The 18,867-nt window shown below is 51.4% G+C and carries 11 protein-coding genes; all 11 read left to right on the top strand.

What is annotated here, in order from left to right:
- Positions 1-424 precede the first annotated feature (424 nt).
- The gene (locus tag AAC052_RS16985; protein ID WP_339814745.1) at positions 425-1,255 is read left to right on the top strand and encodes an ABC transporter ATP-binding protein; all 831 of its coding nucleotides are present in this window, start codon (positions 425-427) and stop codon (positions 1,253-1,255) included.
- Positions 1,245-2,042: a hypothetical protein gene (locus AAC052_RS16980; protein WP_339814744.1), complete on the top strand. Its 798-nt coding sequence runs from the start codon at positions 1,245-1,247 to the stop codon at positions 2,040-2,042. The genes AAC052_RS16985 and AAC052_RS16980 overlap by 11 nt, the downstream gene beginning before the upstream one ends.
- Position 2,043: 1 nt before the next feature.
- Positions 2,044-2,400: a GntR family transcriptional regulator gene (locus AAC052_RS16975; protein ID WP_317491811.1), complete on the top strand. Its 357-nt coding sequence runs from the start codon at positions 2,044-2,046 to the stop codon at positions 2,398-2,400.
- A gap of 5 nt (positions 2,401-2,405) precedes the next feature.
- Entirely contained in the window at positions 2,406-3,092 is a 687-nt protein-coding gene (locus tag AAC052_RS16970) for a DUF2807 domain-containing protein (protein WP_317491812.1), read from the top strand.
- A gap of 94 nt (positions 3,093-3,186) precedes the next feature.
- Entirely contained in the window at positions 3,187-4,077 is an 891-nt protein-coding gene (locus AAC052_RS16965) for an ABC transporter ATP-binding protein (RefSeq protein ID WP_339814743.1), read from the top strand.
- Entirely contained in the window at positions 4,074-7,412 is a 3,339-nt protein-coding gene (locus tag AAC052_RS16960) for a hypothetical protein (RefSeq protein ID WP_339814742.1), read from the top strand. Before AAC052_RS16965 ends, AAC052_RS16960 begins: the two co-directional genes overlap by 4 nt.
- A gap of 5 nt (positions 7,413-7,417) precedes the next feature.
- Complete coding sequence (locus AAC052_RS16955) at positions 7,418-8,941, top strand: TolC family protein (RefSeq protein WP_339814741.1); 1,524 nt, start codon at positions 7,418-7,420, stop codon at positions 8,939-8,941.
- Positions 8,942-8,964: 23 nt separating this feature from the next.
- On the top strand, positions 8,965-10,041 hold the full coding sequence (locus AAC052_RS16950) for an efflux RND transporter periplasmic adaptor subunit (RefSeq protein ID WP_339814740.1): 1,077 nt from the start codon (positions 8,965-8,967) through the stop codon (positions 10,039-10,041).
- A gap of 121 nt (positions 10,042-10,162) precedes the next feature.
- Positions 10,163-13,339: an efflux RND transporter permease subunit gene (locus AAC052_RS16945; RefSeq protein WP_339814739.1), complete on the top strand. Its 3,177-nt coding sequence runs from the start codon at positions 10,163-10,165 to the stop codon at positions 13,337-13,339.
- Entirely contained in the window at positions 13,332-18,065 is a 4,734-nt protein-coding gene (locus AAC052_RS16940; RefSeq protein WP_339814738.1) for an efflux RND transporter permease subunit, read from the top strand. The genes AAC052_RS16945 and AAC052_RS16940 overlap by 8 nt, the downstream gene beginning before the upstream one ends.
- Positions 18,037-18,738: a hypothetical protein gene (locus tag AAC052_RS16935; RefSeq protein WP_339795145.1), complete on the top strand. Its 702-nt coding sequence runs from the start codon at positions 18,037-18,039 to the stop codon at positions 18,736-18,738. Before AAC052_RS16940 ends, AAC052_RS16935 begins: the two co-directional genes overlap by 29 nt.
- Positions 18,739-18,867: the final 129 nt, after the last annotated feature.

The following is an 18,867-nucleotide window of genomic DNA, read 5'->3' as shown; positions in this document are numbered from 1 at the left end:
TTCTCCCAACTCCTCACTTCAGTCTCCTGTCTCCTGACTCCTGTCTTCGCTCTCCTTTCTGAACATCCGAACGTCTGAATATCCGAATGTCTTCTTTCTCCCAACTCCTCACTTCAGTCTCCTGTCTCCTGACTCCTGTCTTCGCTCTCCTTTCTGAACATCCGAACGTCTGAATATCCGAATGTCTTCTTTCTCCCAACTCCTCACTTCAGTCTCCTGTCTCCTGACTCCTGTCTTCGCTCTCCCCTCTCCCGACTCCTCTCTGAACATCCGAACGTCTGAATATCCGAATGTCTTCTTTCTCCCGTCTTCCGTCTCCCCACTTCTTACTTTTTTTAAAAAACTCCCCCCTCCTTTTGCATTTCCAAAAAACCTTTTTTACCATTGTGCCGTACTAGTGAAGTAATACAGTAAATCACATGCAATGATTGACATCAAGAAACTTAACTTTAACTATGGCAACAAGCGCCGACCGCTGTTTCGGGAGCTCGACTGCCAGATCAACGCAGGCAGCATTGTTGGCTTGCTGGGCAAGAACGGCGCCGGCAAAACCACTCTATTGAAGCTGATGATCGGATTGCTGTTCCCCGACGGCGGCACGGTCAACGTGAACAATTACGAGCCTGGAAAACGCCAGCCCTCTTTTCTTGAGGACATGTTTTTCGTATCGGAGGAGTTTTATCTGCCTGGAATCTCCATTGCCAATTTCATCAAAGCCAATGCGGATTTCTATCCCAGGTTTGATGGCGCACTGCTCCAAAGGCTGCTGAAAGACTTTGAGCTTCCTGAAACCGAAAGCTTACAGAAGCTCTCCTACGGACAAAAGAAGAAGTTTCTGATCTGCTTCGCACTTTCTACTAAATGCAGGCTGCTGGTGCTAGACGAACCCACCAACGGGCTCGACATACCCTCTAAAGCCATCTTTCGCAGGATACTGGCGGGAGCTTTGGATGAAGACCAGCTCGTTATTATTTCCACGCACCAGGTAAAAGACGTGGAAAACCTGATTGACCGCATCATCATGCTCGACAGTGGCCAGTTTATCATGCAGAAAGACCTTTTCGATATTTCGTCACGGCTTCATTTTTCCAACAGCTCGACAGCTGAAGGAGATGACATACTTTACAGCGAAATGGTGCCTGGTGGCTACAAAGTGATTACTTCTCAAGCAAATGGCAGCTCGTCTGTAGACATCGAATTATTGTTTAACGCCATTTTGAATGGCAATGAAAAATTGAAAAGCTATGTCCAGTAATATATTTAACAGCCGTCGTTTCCTGCTACTGTGCAGGCAGCACTTTGTTCATAACAACAAGCTGCTGGGCTTTTCCGCAGGGGCTTATGTGGGTGTGGTGTTTATCCTGCTATCTTTCGTTCAGGCAACTGAGGATTTTCGACCTCACGACCTCGACAATTTCAGGGGATTCCTTATTGGGTTTGTGATTGTGTTTGGGCTACTCTATGTGGGCTATTCATTTCCTGCCTTTCGTTCGAAAGAAAGCACGATGAACTACCTGTTGGTGCCTGCATCGATGACGGAAAAATTCGTGTTCGAATTGATCACCAGAATCGGACTCATGTTGCTGGCGCTTCCGTTGTTGTTTTGGATCACTTTTAACCTGCAGGGATATTTCTTCACCCTGTTCACTGAATTTTCATTCGACCCTATCGGCATTCAACAACTGGTTACAGTGGAAATGCCAAATGGGATTGATTCTGTCGGTTGGTTCAGCACAATGATCATCGGCCTGGCGCTGCTGCTTTTTGTGGTTCCGTTCACCGGTGCTGCCATATTTTCAAAGCAGCCCCTGGTCAAAACACTTTTTTCGGTGGCTGTCATCGTCATTTTCTACTCTACGGTCATTTATCTGGTGGCAGAACCGTTGGGTCTCAATCAATATCACCGTGATCCCGAAGAAGGGATGTGGCTTTTGCCTACGAACGAGCATACTGCATTCCGCTTTTTCGGCGTGGTGGTGATCATTGCCAATGCGGTCATGCTATTTGTGGCCTACAGGAAACTTAAAGAAAGGGAGGTGTAGTATGGAATTTCAAAACGGTAAAAGCATTTTTCTGCAGATCGCAGACACCATCACCGACAAGGTGGTGAGTGGTGAGTTTCCTGCTGGGGAGAAAATTCCCTCCGTGCGGGAACTGGCAGCAGAAATGGGCGTCAATCCCAATACGATCATGAGAACTTATAGTGAATTACAAGCCATGGACATCATCGAAAACCAAAGAGGTATCGGGTACTTTGTGAACAAAGACGCTCAAAAGATTATTCTCGAAAGCAAGAAGCAGGAGTTCTTCAGCAAGGTGCTCCCCGACTTCCTGCGCCATGCGGCCATGCTTGGCATTACGTCAAGCGAATTGAAAAAACATATTGAAACTTTAAAATGACCACCATGAAGCTCAGCAATAAGATACTTATCGGGTTCTTCGGATTCATCCTTATTTATATGATGGCAGCATTCGCCGAAATTCGTTTTCTGGGATACAAAAGGGATTTGAGTGGTACAGAAGTGCAAGTTGAAAAAGCACCCCTTGGCAACGTCGGGTACATTGTGCTGTCAGACTCGGAACACAGGGTAACCATAAGCTCGTCAAACGAACCTCATATAGAAGTAAAAAGCATTGATGGTAGTTTTCTATCGAATCTCAACTACGAGATGGTTGGAGATACTTTGAACCTCAAAATCAACGAAATTACCAGCAGCAAGCCGGTTCAGGTGACCGTCTTTGTTTCCCAAAACACATTCAGAGGACTGCAAGCCACCAGGGCATCGGCCAGCCTGACAAACTTGAGTCAGCAGGCCCTGTCCATTACGCAGTCTGGCGGCAGCATCAGAATGGATGGAGATGTCAATGTAACGAACCTTAGCATAGCAGCGTCAGACAATGCGAACCTGGACGCAAGTGGGTTGAGTGTGAACTCGCTATCTGTGAAAATCGACCATTCGAAAGTAATGATCTGGTCACCGGTTGTGCAGCTTCGTGGCAGCATACTTAACGATTCTTTTTTGAGGATCGACGGGGTCGACGACATACAATTCACTAAAGACAAAAGCAGCAAAATCCAGATCCAGGATTAAGGACTGACTGTGTGTCACAATTTGAATTCGTATTTCAAACAAGCTTGTAATCCCGGCGGGAAAACAAGCACCTATTGTAAGTGAACTGTAGCTGATGAACATTGAAATAAGAGGGCTCTCAAAAATCTATCCCAACGGACATGCGGCCATACGCAACGTCGACCTCGACATCGGCACCGGCATGTTTGGCCTACTGGGGCCCAACGGCGCCGGCAAATCCAGCTTCATGCGCACGCTGGTGACTTTGCAAAGTGCTACGTCGGGTTCTATTCTCATTGAAGGCTTGGACATCAACGAGCACCGCCAAAAGATAAGGGCCATGATTGGTTACCTCCCCCAGGATTTTACCTTTTTTTCCAAGCTGAAGACCTGGGAATTTCTTGACTACGCCGCCCGATTGGCCAGCAACTTGAAAAAGAAAGACCGGCTGATCAAGGTTGATCACCTGTTGGATCAGGTGGGCCTTCTGGACGTGAGGGAGCGCATGGCCAACAAGCTCTCTGGCGGTATGAAACGACGGTTGGGCATTGCACAGGCACTGATTGGCGACCCCAAACTGCTGGTGATTGACGAGCCCACCACAGGCCTTGATCCGGAAGAGCGGATCCGCTTCAGGAATATCCTGTCCGATCTCAGTCAGAAAGACGTTACCATCATCCTTTCCACCCACATTGTGGGCGACATCAGCAGCACGTGTCACAATATGGCTATGCTGAACAAGGGAGAAGTAGCTTTCAAAGGCTCGCCGGAAGGCATGATTGATCAGGTGCGTGGGCACGTTTGGCAGGTAACGCTTGGAGATGAAGAGTTTACAGCATTGAAAAACAAGTATTCGGTAGTCTCCACAATTCCCGTGGAAGGCCTGTGGGAAGCGCAACTTATTGCCACAAATCAGCCCCATCCGGAGGCAAAAAATGTAAATCCTAACCTGGAACACGCCTACGTCTATTTTATGGAAAATCAATTGGGTGTTTCGCTGGTATGAGTGCTGTTTCGAACATACTGACCATCGCCCGCTACGAGTCCAAAGTGGTTTGGCGCAACTGGTTTTTCCGGATCGTGTCACTGGCTGGTATTGGCTTCGTGGTCATTTTTAACCTGGCGATTTTCTCAGAAATTGACCAGCCCCGGCGGTTTGAGCTTTCCAATAGCTGGATGATGCCCTACACCACCATGGTCATGATCAGCATTGCGCAGGCAGCCGCTGTGGTCTTCCTGGCTACTGGTTTGATCAAGAAGGACAAGAAACTCGACACCAACGAGGTATTCTTCGCCCGCCCGATCTCTAACCTCGATTACGTGCTGGGCAAAGCACTGGCCCTGTTCAACCTGTTCTTTTGGCTGAACCTGCTGCTTCTGTGTATTCCGCTGATTGTCAACCTGACCAACCCGAACACTGCCTTCAATCCGCTGGCCTTCGTCATTTATCCCTTGCTGATAAGTTTGCCATCCGTCATTTTCACAACGGGCATCGCCTTTTTGTTTGTGACCTTATTGCGCAACCAGCCCATCACCATTGTGCTGCTGTTGGGGCTGTCGGCAGTGGAGCTTATCTATTACTTCGACAAGTTCTCCTACATCCTCGACTTCATGGCCTTCCGGCTGCCTATGTTAGCGTCAGAGATGACCGGCTTTGCCCACCTTGATTTCGCCTTATGGCAGCGGGCATTCTACCTGGTGGCCGGAGTGGCGTTTCTGTTCCTTACGGCCTTCTTCCTTGACCGCCTCGCCAGCCACAAAAGGGTGAAGCTGCTCACTGGCCTGGTTGGAATGGTATTGGTTGCTGCAGCTGCCGTCATCATGATTAGGCTGGTTGCCCTGCGGGAAACGCCCATAGCGCTGCGGCAAGAGATGATTGCTGTTAATGGACAGTGGGCTGAGGTGCCGAACGTGGACATTCTCGCCCACCGCATTCACCTTGAGCAGGTTGAAAACAAACTCATATCCACTTCCGCCTTAACGGTAAAGAATAACCGTAGTGAGCCCCTGGCAGGCTTCTATTTCACACTGAACCCGGGCCTCGACATCAGCAGCTTGACCGTGAATGATACCAAAGTGGACTTTGAACGGCATTTGCAGGTGGTTTCAATCAATAATGCCATAACACTTCAACCAGGCGAAAAAGCAGATGTAGAAATCAGCTACGAGGGTGCTATCTGGGAGTCGGTGGCCCACCTTGAAGTGGATCAGGAGCGGTACGAGTTCCCAAGGGACTACCTGATGTTTGCCCTGCCAAAAAAATACGCCTATTTGCAGCCAGACTATGTGCTGCTGACCTCTGACGTGCTTTGGTACCCCGACACACAGATTGGCTACAGCCGGGAGTCACCCAGAAAGGAAAGAACGTCGTTTATCGACTTTCAGCTGGAGGTAAAGGTAAAAGAAAGCCAAACTGCCGTCTCCCAGGGCGAGATTATCACAGACGGGAACGTCTTCCGTTTTCAGCCCGAATATCCACTCCCGAAGATATCGCTGGCCATTGGCGCCTACGAGAAAAAAGAAATCACGGTCGACAGTGTGACTTACGCAATCTATCAATACCCCGACGACAACTACACCTCGGAGTACCTCGGGCAATTGACCGACACCCTTGGCCTGCTCATCAGGGATATTGTGAATGAGTACGAGGATGGCCAGAAGCTCACCTACCCTTTTCGCAGATTGCAGTTTGTGGAAACGCCCTTATTGTTCGCTGCCTACAACAAAATATACGAAAACCAGCAAGCCTATCTGCAACCAGAAACGGTATACTGGCCGGAAGAAGGCGGAGATATCCGGGAGTTTGATTTCAGAAGGCAGCTGAAGGACATGGACGAGCAAGCCAAGCGGGACAACCAGGTGCTGAGCGACAAGGAAAAGCAGGCCAACGTTTTCAAAGACCTGATTAAGAAGGTTTTCACCAAACAGTCGGGAACCGTATGGTTTTATGGTAATCGTGATGAAGATCAGCCTGACTACTCGCTCTTTCCCCAGCTATATAGCTACAATTCCGGTGTAGTGAGTCGTGACTGGCCCCTGCTCAATCGCAGTATTTCAAGCTTTCTGAGAAAAGACCTTCAGACGGAGAATGACTATTCCAGAAACATGAATGGGATCTCCTTTGAAGAAGAATGTAACGAGCTGCTGCGAACGACAATGATCAACGAAATCCTTACCAGCGAAACAAATTTCAACAAAATCAATAAGTCCGTCTCGCTGAAAGGCCAGTACCTGTTTGCCTACCTGGGGCAATTGCTGGGGCAAGATGAATTCAAGCGTTTTGTGCAAAACTGGATCAACGGCCACCAGCACCAGCTCACCAGCTACGGTGATTTTCGGGCGGCGCTGCAGCAACACTTTGGCCTCGACATTGACCCTGTGATCAGACAGGTGTATTTCAGCACCGCACAACCAGCGTTTGAAATAGACAATGTACAAAAGTTTGAAGTGCTCGATGGCGACAGAAAGCGCTATCAGGTGCTGCTTGATATTAAAAACACAGGCGACAATGATGGAGTGATTGAGGTGAAATTCAATGCTGATGACGGTGGAAACGACAATCAATTTTCCCGGCGAAGGGAGAGCCAGCAGGTAAAAGAGGAAGCACCCGGCTACCTCTCTGTGATCAAAGTAGGCGAAGCAAAACAGCTGGGATTTGTGCTCGACGAAAAGCCTGACAAAATAACCATCAATACGCTCATTTCAAGGAATATCCCTTCAGTGATCACCATGTCGACAGGCATATTCAGTCCCCGCAAGCTGACCACGCTCTTTGAAGGGGAAAGGGTGCTACCGCCTACCGTGGCCACCAGCCAAAGTGAGGTGATTGTCGACAATGAGGATTCCGGATTCAGCACGTTCAGCCCCGTGGAGCCTACTTACCTGAGGGCCTATCTCGACAGCAAAAGCCCCTCTGATCAGAAATACTTTGGCAACTGGCACCGCTCCCGTTCGAAATGGAGGGCCACCACTGGCTCCACTTTCTACGGCAAATCTGTCCGCTCTGCACACTTCACCAGGTCGGGCAATGGCGACAAGCTGGCCGTCTGGGAGGCTAAGCTTCCTGACGAAGGCTTCTATGACGTCTATGTGTACATGATGGGCAAAAACCAGAATGAGTTCAACGGACGGGACGATAATAACCAACAATTCGACTATAACTACGCCATCCATCACAGTGACGGAACGGACGACATCAAATTCAATATTTCCAAAGCAGAGTTTGGCTGGAACTACCTGGGCTCCTACTACTTCGGGCAGAATGGTGGGAAAGTGGTACTCTCCGACGAGAGTGAATTTGGTACTGTATATGCCGACGCCGTGAAATGGGTGAAACAATAAACGATATGAGCTTTAAAAGACAAACCAAAGCGAATCCTATGAGACCAAATGCTTTCCAGCGGCCCCTCCTGCTTCTTGGGGCCATAGTGGCGGTAATCGTGTTGAGTTTGCTGTCGGCACAGGGTGCCTTTGCACAGCAAGTACTCACCCTGGAAGAGGCCATCCAGATTGCCCAGACCAGCAGCCCGGATATCAAGAAATCGAGGCTTAACCTGTACAGCAACCGAAAGAGCCTCGATGCCCAGCGACTGGCAATGAAGTCGAGGTTTGGCCTGGACGTGACGCCATTCGACTATAACAGAACCAGGCTGTTCAATGACCTGGTTTCCCGCTGGAACACCAACGAGGACTATAACTCCTTCGCTAACTTTTCGGTCTCCCAGCCCATCTCAGCCACCGATGGCACGGTTTCGCTCATTAACCGGTTTGGGTACAGAGATAACTACTCTGAATTTCAAGATGTTAGAACAAAGACCTATAGTAATAATTTATACCTTCAGGTAGACCAACCCATTTTCACCTACAACAGAAACAAGCTGCAGACACGAGAATTGGAACTCAACCTGGAGAACGCACAAATCAGCAATGCACTTCAGCTGCTGACACTGGAGCGAAACGTCACCCAAACTTTCTATTCCTTTTACCAAAGTCAGAACAGCCTGGAGATTTCCAAAGCAGAACTGGAAAACCAGGAGATCAGCTACGAAATCACGAAGAATAAAGTAGATGCCGACCTGCTTGCCATGGAAGAGCTTTATCAGGCAGAACTCAACCTGGCCACCTCCCGCTCAACGCTGGAAAACAACCAGGTAACACTTGACAATGCGGCGGACGACCTGAAACTGCTGCTGGGCATTGGCCTCGATGAGGAGATCGCCGTACAGGTGGACATCAAGTTTGTGACCCGGGAGGTGGACCTTAACCAGGCCATTGAGATGGGTTTACGCAACCGGGTGGAGCTCAGGCAGCGCACCATTGACATTGAACGTTCACAATTTGAGCTGACCAGAACCAAGTCCCTCAACGAATTCAAGGGTGCCGTGGCCTTGTCGATGGGGATCTTTGGCGACAACATCAATGCCCCGCAGGTATACGATTCGCCAACAGTCAACCCAAGGGTAGCAATATCATTCAGCATCCCTATTTGGGACTGGGGCGAAAACAAGGCACGCATGGAAGCCAGCAACGCCAACCTCGATATCACCAAAATAGACCTGCAAAACCAGAAGAACGACATCATTATCAATATCAGAAAGACGTACAGAAGTCTGCAGAACCTGGAAAACCAGATAGAAATAGCACAGCAAAACGTAAAGAATGCACAGCTGACCTACGAGATCAACCTGGAACGCTACCGAAACGGTGACCTGACAAGCATTGACCTCAACCGCTTTCAGAGCCAGCTGTCGGACAAGAAAAGTGCGCTGGCCAGTGCGCTCATCAACTATAAAATTGAGTTGCTGAACATGAAGATCCTTTCACTTTACGACTTCGAACACCAGCAGCCTGTTATTCCTAATTCTAATTAAGACCACTACTGATCATACATATTATGACACGGACGACATACATGAAAAGCGTTAAAAATACTGTCGGAGCCCTGCTGGTGCTGCTGGCCGTCACTGCCTGCAACAACGAGGAATCCAATATCCAAACCGAGATAAAAATCCCCGTTTCTGTGACCATCATCAAGCCCCAGTCGATCTCCCGGTTCATCGAGACCACAGGCACCGTCTATTCCTCCAAGGAAGGCGCCATCAAGTCGGAGCTCACGGGCATTTACAGGCTGCAAACCAATCCGGCCACCGGGCGTCCTTTTGCCCTTGGCGACGCCGTGAGACAGGGCCAGGTCATTATCAGACTGGAGGACAAGGAGTTTGAAAACAACCTTCAGCTCGATGGAAAAAAGCTCAGCCTGGAGGTATCGGAAAACAACCTCAACAAACAAAAGTCGCTGTTCGAAAAAGGGGGTGTGACCCAAACAGAACTCAACCAGGCGTCAATCGACTATGTAAATTCGAAATACGCCTACGAAAATGCGGAGATCCAGAAAGCCAAAATGTTCGTCAAAGCGCCATTTACCGGGGTGATTGTATCGATTCCCTACCATACCGATGGCGTCCGCATCGACCAGGGACAGGAGCTTTTCAAAGTGATGGAGTACAAACACCTGCTCATGGATGTGAAGCTGCCCGAGAAGCACCTGCCAGAGGTAACGCTCAATCAGCTGGTGCAGATTACCAATTACAACCTGGCTACCGACACCATCCTCGGAAAAATCAGCCAAATCTCCCCTGTCATCGACACGGAGACCAGGACCTTCCAAAGCGTATTACAGATCAACAACGACAAGAAACTGCTCCGCCCCGGCATGTTCATCAAAGCAGCCATTCTTTCTGAGCAGCGTGACAGCACCATCGTCATCCCCAAGGAAACCATCATCTCCCGCCAGGACGGCAAAGTGGTGTTCACTGTGGAAAACGGGATAGCTACCGAGAAAAAGATAACGACCGGCCTGGAAAACCAGGATGTGATCGAAGTACTCGACGGCCTCAAGGTCAACGACCGCCTGGTGGTCACCGGCTTTGAAACGCTGAGGAACAAGAGCAAAGTAAGTGTGATTCAGTAAGGAAGTGAGGAGTAAATAGTAAGCAGTAAGTAGTGAAACAGACTGATGACTGATAACTAATTACTGATAACTGAATATGACAATTGAAAAAAATAACCATTAACCTCTAACTCCAAGTACTTTGAAAAAGATAGTCTCCATGGCCGTGTCCTATCCCGTTACCATTCTCATGATGGTGATGGCGGTCATCCTTCTTGGATCCATTTCCTTCGATAAGCTGGGGATAGAGCTCTTCCCTGACCTGAAGAACCCCACCCTGTTCGTGGAGCTCAAAGCGGGCATCCGCCCGCCGTCGGAGATTGAAAAGCAATTCATTGAGAACATTGAGTCCATTGCCATCCGCCAGAGTGGAGCCGTGGAGGTCAGCTCTATCAGCCAGACGGGCTATGGCAGGGTCACTGTCAACTACGACTGGGGCAAGGACATGGACGAGGCCTTTCTCGATCTGCAGAAGTCCCTGTCGAGCTTTTCAATGAACGATGACATCGACGAGTTTGCCATTTCGCAGTTTGATCCCAATGCCACACCGGTCATGATCCTTGGGATCTACAACCCGGCCTCCAATGACTTTGATGCCTTGCGCAGAGTAGCCGAAACCAATTTCAGGAACGAGCTCATCCGCCTGCCGGGCATTGCCGAAGTGCGCTTGTCTGGTGAACAAGAAAAAGAAATTGTGCTCGAAACAGACCCTCATCAGCTGGCTTCTTTTGGGCTTACAGTGAACGACCTTGTAGCTAAAATTCAGAGCTACAACCGCAACGTTTCCGGAGGGTTTATTGAAGAACTGGGCAGAAAATATATCATCAAAGGCCTGGGCATCATAGAGCAGCCCGAAGACCTGGAAAACCTCGTGGTGGGCTACACTACCGCAGGAACTTCCACACCGGCAGCCAGCACAACACCCGTAACAACTACTTCAACTGAAACAACACAAACACCTAGTAATCAATCAATAAACAGTAATCAGGTTCCAGTATTGCTTCGGGAGGTCGCCACGCTCAAAATCATGGACAAAGAAGTCGGCAGCATCGTGCGGGTGAACCAGCGCAGAAGCCTGGGCATGTCCATTTACAAGGAAACAAGGTACAACACAGTAAACGCTGTGAACGAGCTCACCGAGGTGCTGGAAGGCCTCAAGACGTCCGTTCCCGGCTACGAGTTTGTGATCATCCAAAACCAGGGAAGGTTTATCCAGGGCGCTATCGACGAGGTGAAAGAATCGGGCTTGTACGGCGCCCTTTTTGCCATGCTGGTGCTGTTTGTGTTCCTGCGCCGGATAGGCTCCACGCTGGTCATCAGCATTGCCATTCCCATCTCCATCATAGCCACCTTTAACCTGATGTATTTCAATGGGCTTACCCTGAACGTGATGACGCTCGGTGGTCTGGCCCTCGGTGCTGGCATGCTGGTCGACAATGCCATTGTGGTGGTGGAAGCCATCTTCCGAAAGCGGGAAGAAGGACTCAGTGTCATCGACGCTGCCATTGCTGGTACCGCCGAGGTCAGCGGCGCCATTACCGCCTCTACCCTCACCACCATCATCGTGTTCCTGCCCATCGTTTACCTGCAAGGCCCCTCCGGTGAGCTCTTCCGTGACCAGGCCTGGACGGTGGCCTTTTCACTGCTGTCTTCGCTGGCCGTAGCCATCCTGGTGATTCCCACCCTGTTTGCCAGGGTTTTCAAAAATGACAAGACCGTGCTGGAAGTGCAGCCCCTAAAGTTCACCCGTTACCGCAGCTTCCTCGATGGTGTGCTTAAATACCGCATCGCCTTCATCATTGCCTCGTTGGTACTGGTGGTGGGGTCGTTTCAGCTGGTGTCGGTCATTGGCAGCGAATACATGCCGCAGTCGGGCACACGGGCCATCTCAGTAGACCTCAAGCTGGCCAATGGCACCGCTCTCGCCCGCACGTCATCGACAGTCGGACAGATCGAAGCCCAGCTGTTTCAGCTTTTTGAAGGGCAGCTCGACAAAGTGTATGCCCACATCGGGCCGGAGCAAACCCAGTCGGGCATTGAAAACGAGAATGTGTATGAAGAAAACACGGCCAACCTGAAGCTGATCTTCAATGAAAGCACGGAGTTGGCCATTGCCGCCATCACCGACAGGCTGTCCACTTACTTCGAAAGTATTCCGGGATTGGAAGCTACTTTTTCCAACGATGAAAGTGCGCTGAATGCCGTGCTGGGCGATGAGCAAATGCCTTTGGCTGTAGAAATCAGTGGCACCGACTTCAAAACCCTCGGTTCGTTGTCAGACTCCGTGATAGCAGTGATGACCCGCAACGCCGACATCTACGAGCCCATGTCGAACCTCGAGCAGGGTGTGCCCCAGATCCAGGTGGATGTGGACAAGTACAGGGCTGGCCTCTTCAAGCTGTCCATTGAAGACGTGGTCACTCAAATCAAAGACCAGCTGGAAGGCAAGCATGCCGGCACCATTGAACGGAGCGGCGAAATGCAGGACATCGAAATCAAAGTGCCTGAGGTATCACTGGCCGACCTCGACAATATGCGGATCAAAAGCGGAGAGCAGGAAATTCCTTTAGGTGAGATCTCCCGCATCACGACAGAGTTTGCTACCAACTCCATTTATCGTAAGAACCAAAACCGGGTGGTGCTTATCAGCGCCAGGGTTAACCAGGAAAAGCCTTACGACAAGGTGGTGAAGTCGCTGGAAGACGGCCTTTCAGGATTGACAGTGCCACCCCAGTACAAGATCAAAGTAGCTGGCCAGGAGCTCAAGCGCAGGGAATCGATGCAGAACCTTACTTTCTCACTCATCCTGTCCATTGTGCTGGTGTACATGGTGCTGGCGTCTCAGTTTGAGTCGCTGCTCCACCCCTTCACCATTTTGCTGACCATTCCGCTGGCTGGTGTGGGTGCGCTCCTCTCCTTCTTTATCCTGGGCATGCCTCTGAACATGATGGCCTTTATCGGCATCATCATGCTGGCCGGTATTGCCGTGAACGACGCCATTATCCTCGTCGACAGCATCAACAAGAACAAACGGGACGGCATGCCCATTCGGGACGCTATCCTCGATGCCGGGCAGCGACGCTTCCGCCCTATCGTCATGACCAGTCTCACCACCATTTTGGCCCTGCTGCCTCTCACCTTCGGGTTTGGCGAAAGTGCTGCACTCAGAGCGCCTATGGCAGTGGCCGTCATCGGTGGGTTGGTAACGTCTACCCTGCTCACGTTGATTGTGATCCCGTGTTTTTACGAAACAATCGAAAGCATTGTAGGGAAACTGTCAAATGTAAAACGCCGCTTTACCAAAGCTTCTCATGCCTAACACCGGACTTTTACATACCATCATCAAGCGGAAAGTGCTGGTATCGATGCTCTTCATCGGGTTTTCGGTGATGGGCTATATCTCGTACAACAAACTGCCGGTGGAGCTCTTTCCCAATGTGGAGCTGCCCATCCTCATTGTGCAGGTAAGTGCCGCCTCAGAGGTAGATCCTAAATACATGGAAAGCCAGGCCATTATTCCGCTGGAAGGCGTGATAGGCACCCTGGAAGGCATCGACGAGATCAGCGCCACGGCCGACAGTCGCCAGGGAATGATCTTCATTTCCTTTGTGCAGGGCACCAACACCAAATACGCCTACCTGAAGCTGGAGCAAAAGGTGGCCAGCATCAAGGCGAACCTCACGCCGGAATTTGTCGTCAATATCATCAAGATCGACACCGATCAGTTTTCCAACGCCTTCATGGACGTGCAGGTGCTGGGCGGCGGTGGCGTCGACCGGGTGAGAAACGTGACCGACCAGTACATCTTCGACCGCCTGAGTGAGATCGACGGCGTGGGTGGCGTGGAAGTATTTGGCGGCAGACAAAAGACCGTGGAGATCATCATGGACAACGCTGTGTGCGAAGCCCATGGCATCACACCCAATACCATCAGCGGCGTGCTGTCGCAAAACTCCAACAAGAGTGCCTTTGTGGGGCAGGTAGAGCTCAACGGACAGAATGTGTTTGTGAATGTGACTGCCGAGCTCAAAGACATCAAGAACATCGAAAGCCTGGTGGTATCGGAAAAAGGCCCTTTGCTCCTCAGCGATGTAGCCCAGGTGTTCTTTGGTGTAAAAGAGCAAACCACCCTCAGCCGGGTCAACGGAAAGGATGCCGTGTCCATCCGCTTGTCCAAAGACCGGCAGGCCAACCTGATTGCCCTGTCGGACAAGACACTGGCCGCCATCGACGAGCTCAACGAAGAGCTGGAGCCCATGGATGTGCAGATAGTGGTGCAGAACAACCAGGCCGAGGCGATGAGCAAAAACATCGACCAGATCCAGCAGCTGGCCATTACCGGCGGACTGCTGGCCATCTTCGTGCTGTGGGTATTCCTCCGCCGGCTCAAGTTCATCCTCAGCATAGCCCTGGCCATTCCTATTTCTGTGTATACGGCCTTCAACTTCTTCTACGCCTACGACATCTCCATCAACAGCCTCACACTGATTGGCATGGCCCTGGCCATCGGCATGCTGCTCGACAACAGCGTGGTGGTGATCGAAAACATCTACCGCCATGTGGTGAACAAAAAGCCACCCGAAGAAGCCGTGGTGCAGGGTACCAAAGAAGTGATGCGGTCAGTCATCGCAGCTACTTTGACCACCGTCACGGTGTTCCTGCCCTTTATTTTTTCTACCAACTTCCTGGCGACCACCATTGGCACGCAAATCGGCGTCTCCATCATCTCCACCCTGCTGGTGTCGCTCGTAGTGGCTCTGGTGCTCATTCCCATGCTGGCCCATGCGGCCATCGACAAGACTGACGAGGCAAAGGCGCCTTTGATTAAGAACGCTTCCATTCGTCAGCGCACCATCCAGATGTATATGGTCATCCTGAAGTCGTGCTTCAGAAGGCCCGCCTTTACCATTATCGGCGGCATTGTGCTGTTCTTTATTACCATTGGCCTCAGCCTGCTGGTCAGTGTGGCCAGCCTCAACGAAGTGGAAACCGAGAACATGAACATGTTCGTGACCATGCCCCAGGGTGCTACGCTGGCGTCTACTGATCTGCTCACGCAAAAGATAGAAGAAAAGGTGATGGCCATTCCCGTAGTGGACAAGCTCATCAGCCAGGTATCGGAAGGCAGCTCTGTGCTTACGGTGCAGGTGGTAGAAGGCTTCAACAAACTGGACACCATTTCGGCTGCCGACCTGAGAAACAGGCTCAGTGCCATAGCCGACGACTTTGAAGACCTCGACATTTCTCTCGATGCGCCACCTGCTTCCGCAGGCCAGGACGGTGGCGGCTTCTCTCCTTCCGACGATTTCGAGCGCATGCTGGGCATTGGCAGTGCCTCCGAGCAGGTCATCATCAAAGGCAGCGACTACGAAGCCATGCAGTCCATTGCCAACGACATCAACACTTTCATTGCCAGCCTGCAGTCGGTGGAGCGCAGCACGGTGAATGTGAGCCCCGAGCGGCCGGAAGCCCATATTTTGTTCGACCAGCGCCGCATGAGCGCCAACAGCATCACCCAGCAGGACGTGTCCACCGGTCTCAACGACTTCCAGCCCTCCTTTGCCTCCGGCTCCAACTTTGTGAGCGGCGACGAAGAATTTGAAATCACCATCCGCACGCAGGACCAGGTGGAAGTGGGCGCCAAAGACATGAAGGACCTGCGGGAAATGCCTATCACCAATGCCGCAGGCGCTACTCATACCCTGGCCGACATTGGCTCGGTCATTTACTCCGCCGGGGAAAGCCGGATCAGGCGCCTCAACCAGGAGAAACGCATTGAGATCACCTACAGCTTTATCGACGAAGTGGTGAACTCCGAGTCGCTGCTGGAAGCCTCCCGGCTGGAAATCGACCAGATCGTGGCGGGCATCAATATCCCCTCCGGCATTGTGGCGGACGTGGTGCACGACGAAGGGCTATTCGACGAGTTCTACTTTCTTATTGCTGCTGCCATCATCATCATCTTCATGATCCTGGCGGCTGTGTTCGAATCGCTCTACCTGCCCGTGGTGATCATGTTCTCCATTCCGCTGGCGGCCATTGGCGCCTTTATCGGGCTCACGCTTACCGGCAATTCTTTGCTCAACGCCAACACCCTCATCGGATTCCTGATCCTGCTGGGGGTGGTGGTGAACAACGGCATTATCCTCATCGACTATTCGCATTTGCTGCGCCGCCAGGGCTACAACAAATACAGGGCCCTGATCATGAGCGGTATTTCCCGCATCAGGCCCATCCTCATCACGTCCATCACCACCATTGTGGCCATGCTGCCCCTGGCCATGGGTGAAGCAGAATACGTGGTCAGCATTGGGCAGCCCTTTGCCATCACCGTGATGGGCGGGCTGGCCTTCGCCACCATCCTCACGCTGATTTACATCCCCACCATGAGTGCGGGCTTCGAAAGTGTGCTCGACTGGTTCCGTGGCCTGAAGCCTGTGATCAAGTTTGGCCAAATTGCCCTGATCACTACCCTGTCCATCCTCATCTTCACCCAGATAGAAGGCTTTCTCTGGCAGTCCATCTGGTTCCTGTCGGCGCTGATCCTTGTGCCTGGGGGCACCCATTTTATCATGACCTCCCTGCGCCAGGCCAATGCCAAAATGGTGGGCAAGGACGAGAAAATGCATATTGAGGTGCAAAACCTCACCAAGGTGTATGGCAGGCCCGGCCGCTGGCTGAGAGAATGGAAAGGCAACAAGCACCTGTTCGATGAGCGGGGTGAAGAAATCATCACAGGCAAGAGCATTCTGCAAAACCTGATCTGGCAAGTGGCCCTCATGGGCTTCCTTGTCTATTTCATCTATTTCTTCCTCGACAAAGCCTTCTGGCAGCTGGTGTTCATGATCGGCCTGCATGCCCTGCTCCTTTCCATCTTCCACGATGTGGAACAATGGGCCGATGGCAAGCGACCACGGCTGTTCAGCTTCCTGGGCGGACTCCTCTACTGGGTCTTCCCTGTCGTGAGTGCCCTGTACCTCTATGCCGATATCCAGGTGAAAGGCCTGGGCATTGTGCTGATCGTCGGCTGGTTCGTGGGCTTGTTCCTGGTGCGCATGGCCAATAAGCTGAAAAAGAAACCTGTGGATCCGCAGCAGCTCACTGGTCGCTTCAAAGGCATCCGGCGCTTGTACTGGCAGCTGATCCTGGCCATTCCGTTTGTGAAGCCTAAGAAGTCGCAGTTCAAAGCGCTGAAGGGCGTGAGCCTCACCATTGAGCAGGGCATGTTTGGTTTGCTGGGGCCCAATGGCGCCGGCAAAACCACCCTCATGCGGATTTTGTGCGGCATCATGGACCAGAGCTATGGCAAAATCTGGATCAACGGCCACGACACCACGCTGAAGCGGGAGGAGCTCCAGGGCCTTATCGGCTACCTGCCCCAGGCCTTTGGCACCTACGAAAACATGACGCCCTACCAGTTCCTCGACTACCAGGCCATCCTGCGGAAGATCAGCAACAAGAAAGAAAGAGAAGACAGGGTGCAGTACGTGCTCAGGGCCGTGCACATGGACGAGCACCAGCACAAAAAGATTGGCTCCTTCTCCGGCGGTATGAAGCAGCGCATAGGCATTGCCCAGATTTTGCTTCACCTGCCCAAAATACTGGTGGTGGATGAACCCACGGCCGGTTTGGATCCTCTGGAGCGCATCCGCTTCCGCAACCTGCTGGTGGAGCTGAGCCGGGAGCGCATTGTGGTGTTTTCCACCCACATCATCGAAGACATTGCCAGCAGCTGCAACCACCTGGCCGTGCTCATTTCCGGTAATATCGAGTACAACGGCAGCCCCACCTCCATGGCGGAGCTGGCCAAAGGCAAGGTGTGGGAGTTTCACCTCTCTCCTGAGCAGTTTGAAGAAGAAAAGAGCCACTATGTGATTGTGCACCATATGCGGGAAGGCGACAAGATCCGGGTGAAATGCCTGGCGGGTGAGCAGCCCCGGGCCGACGCCACGCCGGTGCGGGCCAACCTCGAAGATGCCTACCTGTGGTTAATGAAAAGTAAAAACAACAAGAAGAATGAAGAGCTACCTGTTTCTGCTGTATAGACTGATCACCTACAATATCAAGGTGATCTTCGCCAACAAGTTTGTGTACTTTGTGGTGGCGGCCTTCCTGTTTTTTGGGTTTATCGTGCTCATTGCCATCTTCGACGACCCCAACTTCAACGAGGCTGTTATTTACGGCTTCCTTGTGTTCCCCGGCCTGCTGCTTATCTTCTACCCCATGGCCTATGGCATTCAAAACGACGACGACTCCAAAATGCTGGAAACCATCTTCGGCATTCCCAATTACCGCTACAAGGTGTGGCTGGTGCGTTTTGTGATCACCGCCGGCGTGGCAGCAGCTATTCTGGTGGTGCTGGCAGCGCTGGCCAACTTCACCCTGCTCCGCTTCGACATACTGCCAATGCTGGGCCAGGTCATGTTTCCAATTGTCTTCCTTTCCTCGGTGGCCTTTGTGGTGTCTACCCTCATCCGCAATGGCAACGGCACCGCCATCGTGATTGTGATCATTGCTTTTATGTTCTTTGTGTTTGCCAACCCGCTGCAAAGCAGCCCCTACAACGTATTCCTCAACCCCTTCAGCGAACCCCGTGACATGAGCGAGTTCATCTGGACCACCATTATTTTTCGCAACCGCCTCTACCTGCTGGTAGCCACGAGCCTATGCCTGTTGTACGGGATGTATAATCTGCAGTACAGGGAGAGGTTTATTTGAGGGATCTAGTCGGTTGGTATACAACAATAGTACTTTCGAAGCACCAAACACCACCTGACCGTCATTGCGAGGGAGTAGAATAAATGGCTATCTATTTTACCAGTCATCAAACGACCGAAGCAATCTGTT

Source organism: uncultured Imperialibacter sp., assembly GCF_963974565.1.
Lineage (GTDB): Bacteria > Bacteroidota > Bacteroidia > Cytophagales > Cyclobacteriaceae > Imperialibacter > Imperialibacter roseus.
The sequence above is the reverse complement of the archived record's forward strand: the minus strand, read 5'-3'. Positions and strand labels throughout refer to the sequence as shown.

Excerpts from the sequence above, each read along its gene's own strand:
- AAC052_RS16975 (WP_317491811.1), top strand. The coding sequence starts at position 2,044 with ATGGAATTTCAAAACGGTAAAAGCATTTTTCTGCAGATCGCAGACACC.
- AAC052_RS16985 (WP_339814745.1), top strand. The coding sequence starts at position 425 with ATGATTGACATCAAGAAACTTAACTTTAACTATGGCAACAAGCGCCGA.
- AAC052_RS16960 (WP_339814742.1), top strand. The coding sequence starts at position 4,074 with ATGAGTGCTGTTTCGAACATACTGACCATCGCCCGCTACGAGTCCAAA.
- AAC052_RS16970 (WP_317491812.1), top strand. The coding sequence starts at position 2,406 with ATGAAGCTCAGCAATAAGATACTTATCGGGTTCTTCGGATTCATCCTT.
- AAC052_RS16935 (WP_339795145.1), top strand. The coding sequence starts at position 18,037 with ATGAAGAGCTACCTGTTTCTGCTGTATAGACTGATCACCTACAATATC.
- AAC052_RS16955 (WP_339814741.1), top strand. The coding sequence starts at position 7,418 with ATGAGCTTTAAAAGACAAACCAAAGCGAATCCTATGAGACCAAATGCT.
- AAC052_RS16980 (WP_339814744.1), top strand. The coding sequence starts at position 1,245 with ATGTCCAGTAATATATTTAACAGCCGTCGTTTCCTGCTACTGTGCAGG.
- AAC052_RS16940 (WP_339814738.1), top strand. The coding sequence starts at position 13,332 with ATGCCTAACACCGGACTTTTACATACCATCATCAAGCGGAAAGTGCTG.
- AAC052_RS16965 (WP_339814743.1), top strand. The coding sequence starts at position 3,187 with ATGAACATTGAAATAAGAGGGCTCTCAAAAATCTATCCCAACGGACAT.
- AAC052_RS16950 (WP_339814740.1), top strand. The coding sequence starts at position 8,965 with ATGACACGGACGACATACATGAAAAGCGTTAAAAATACTGTCGGAGCC.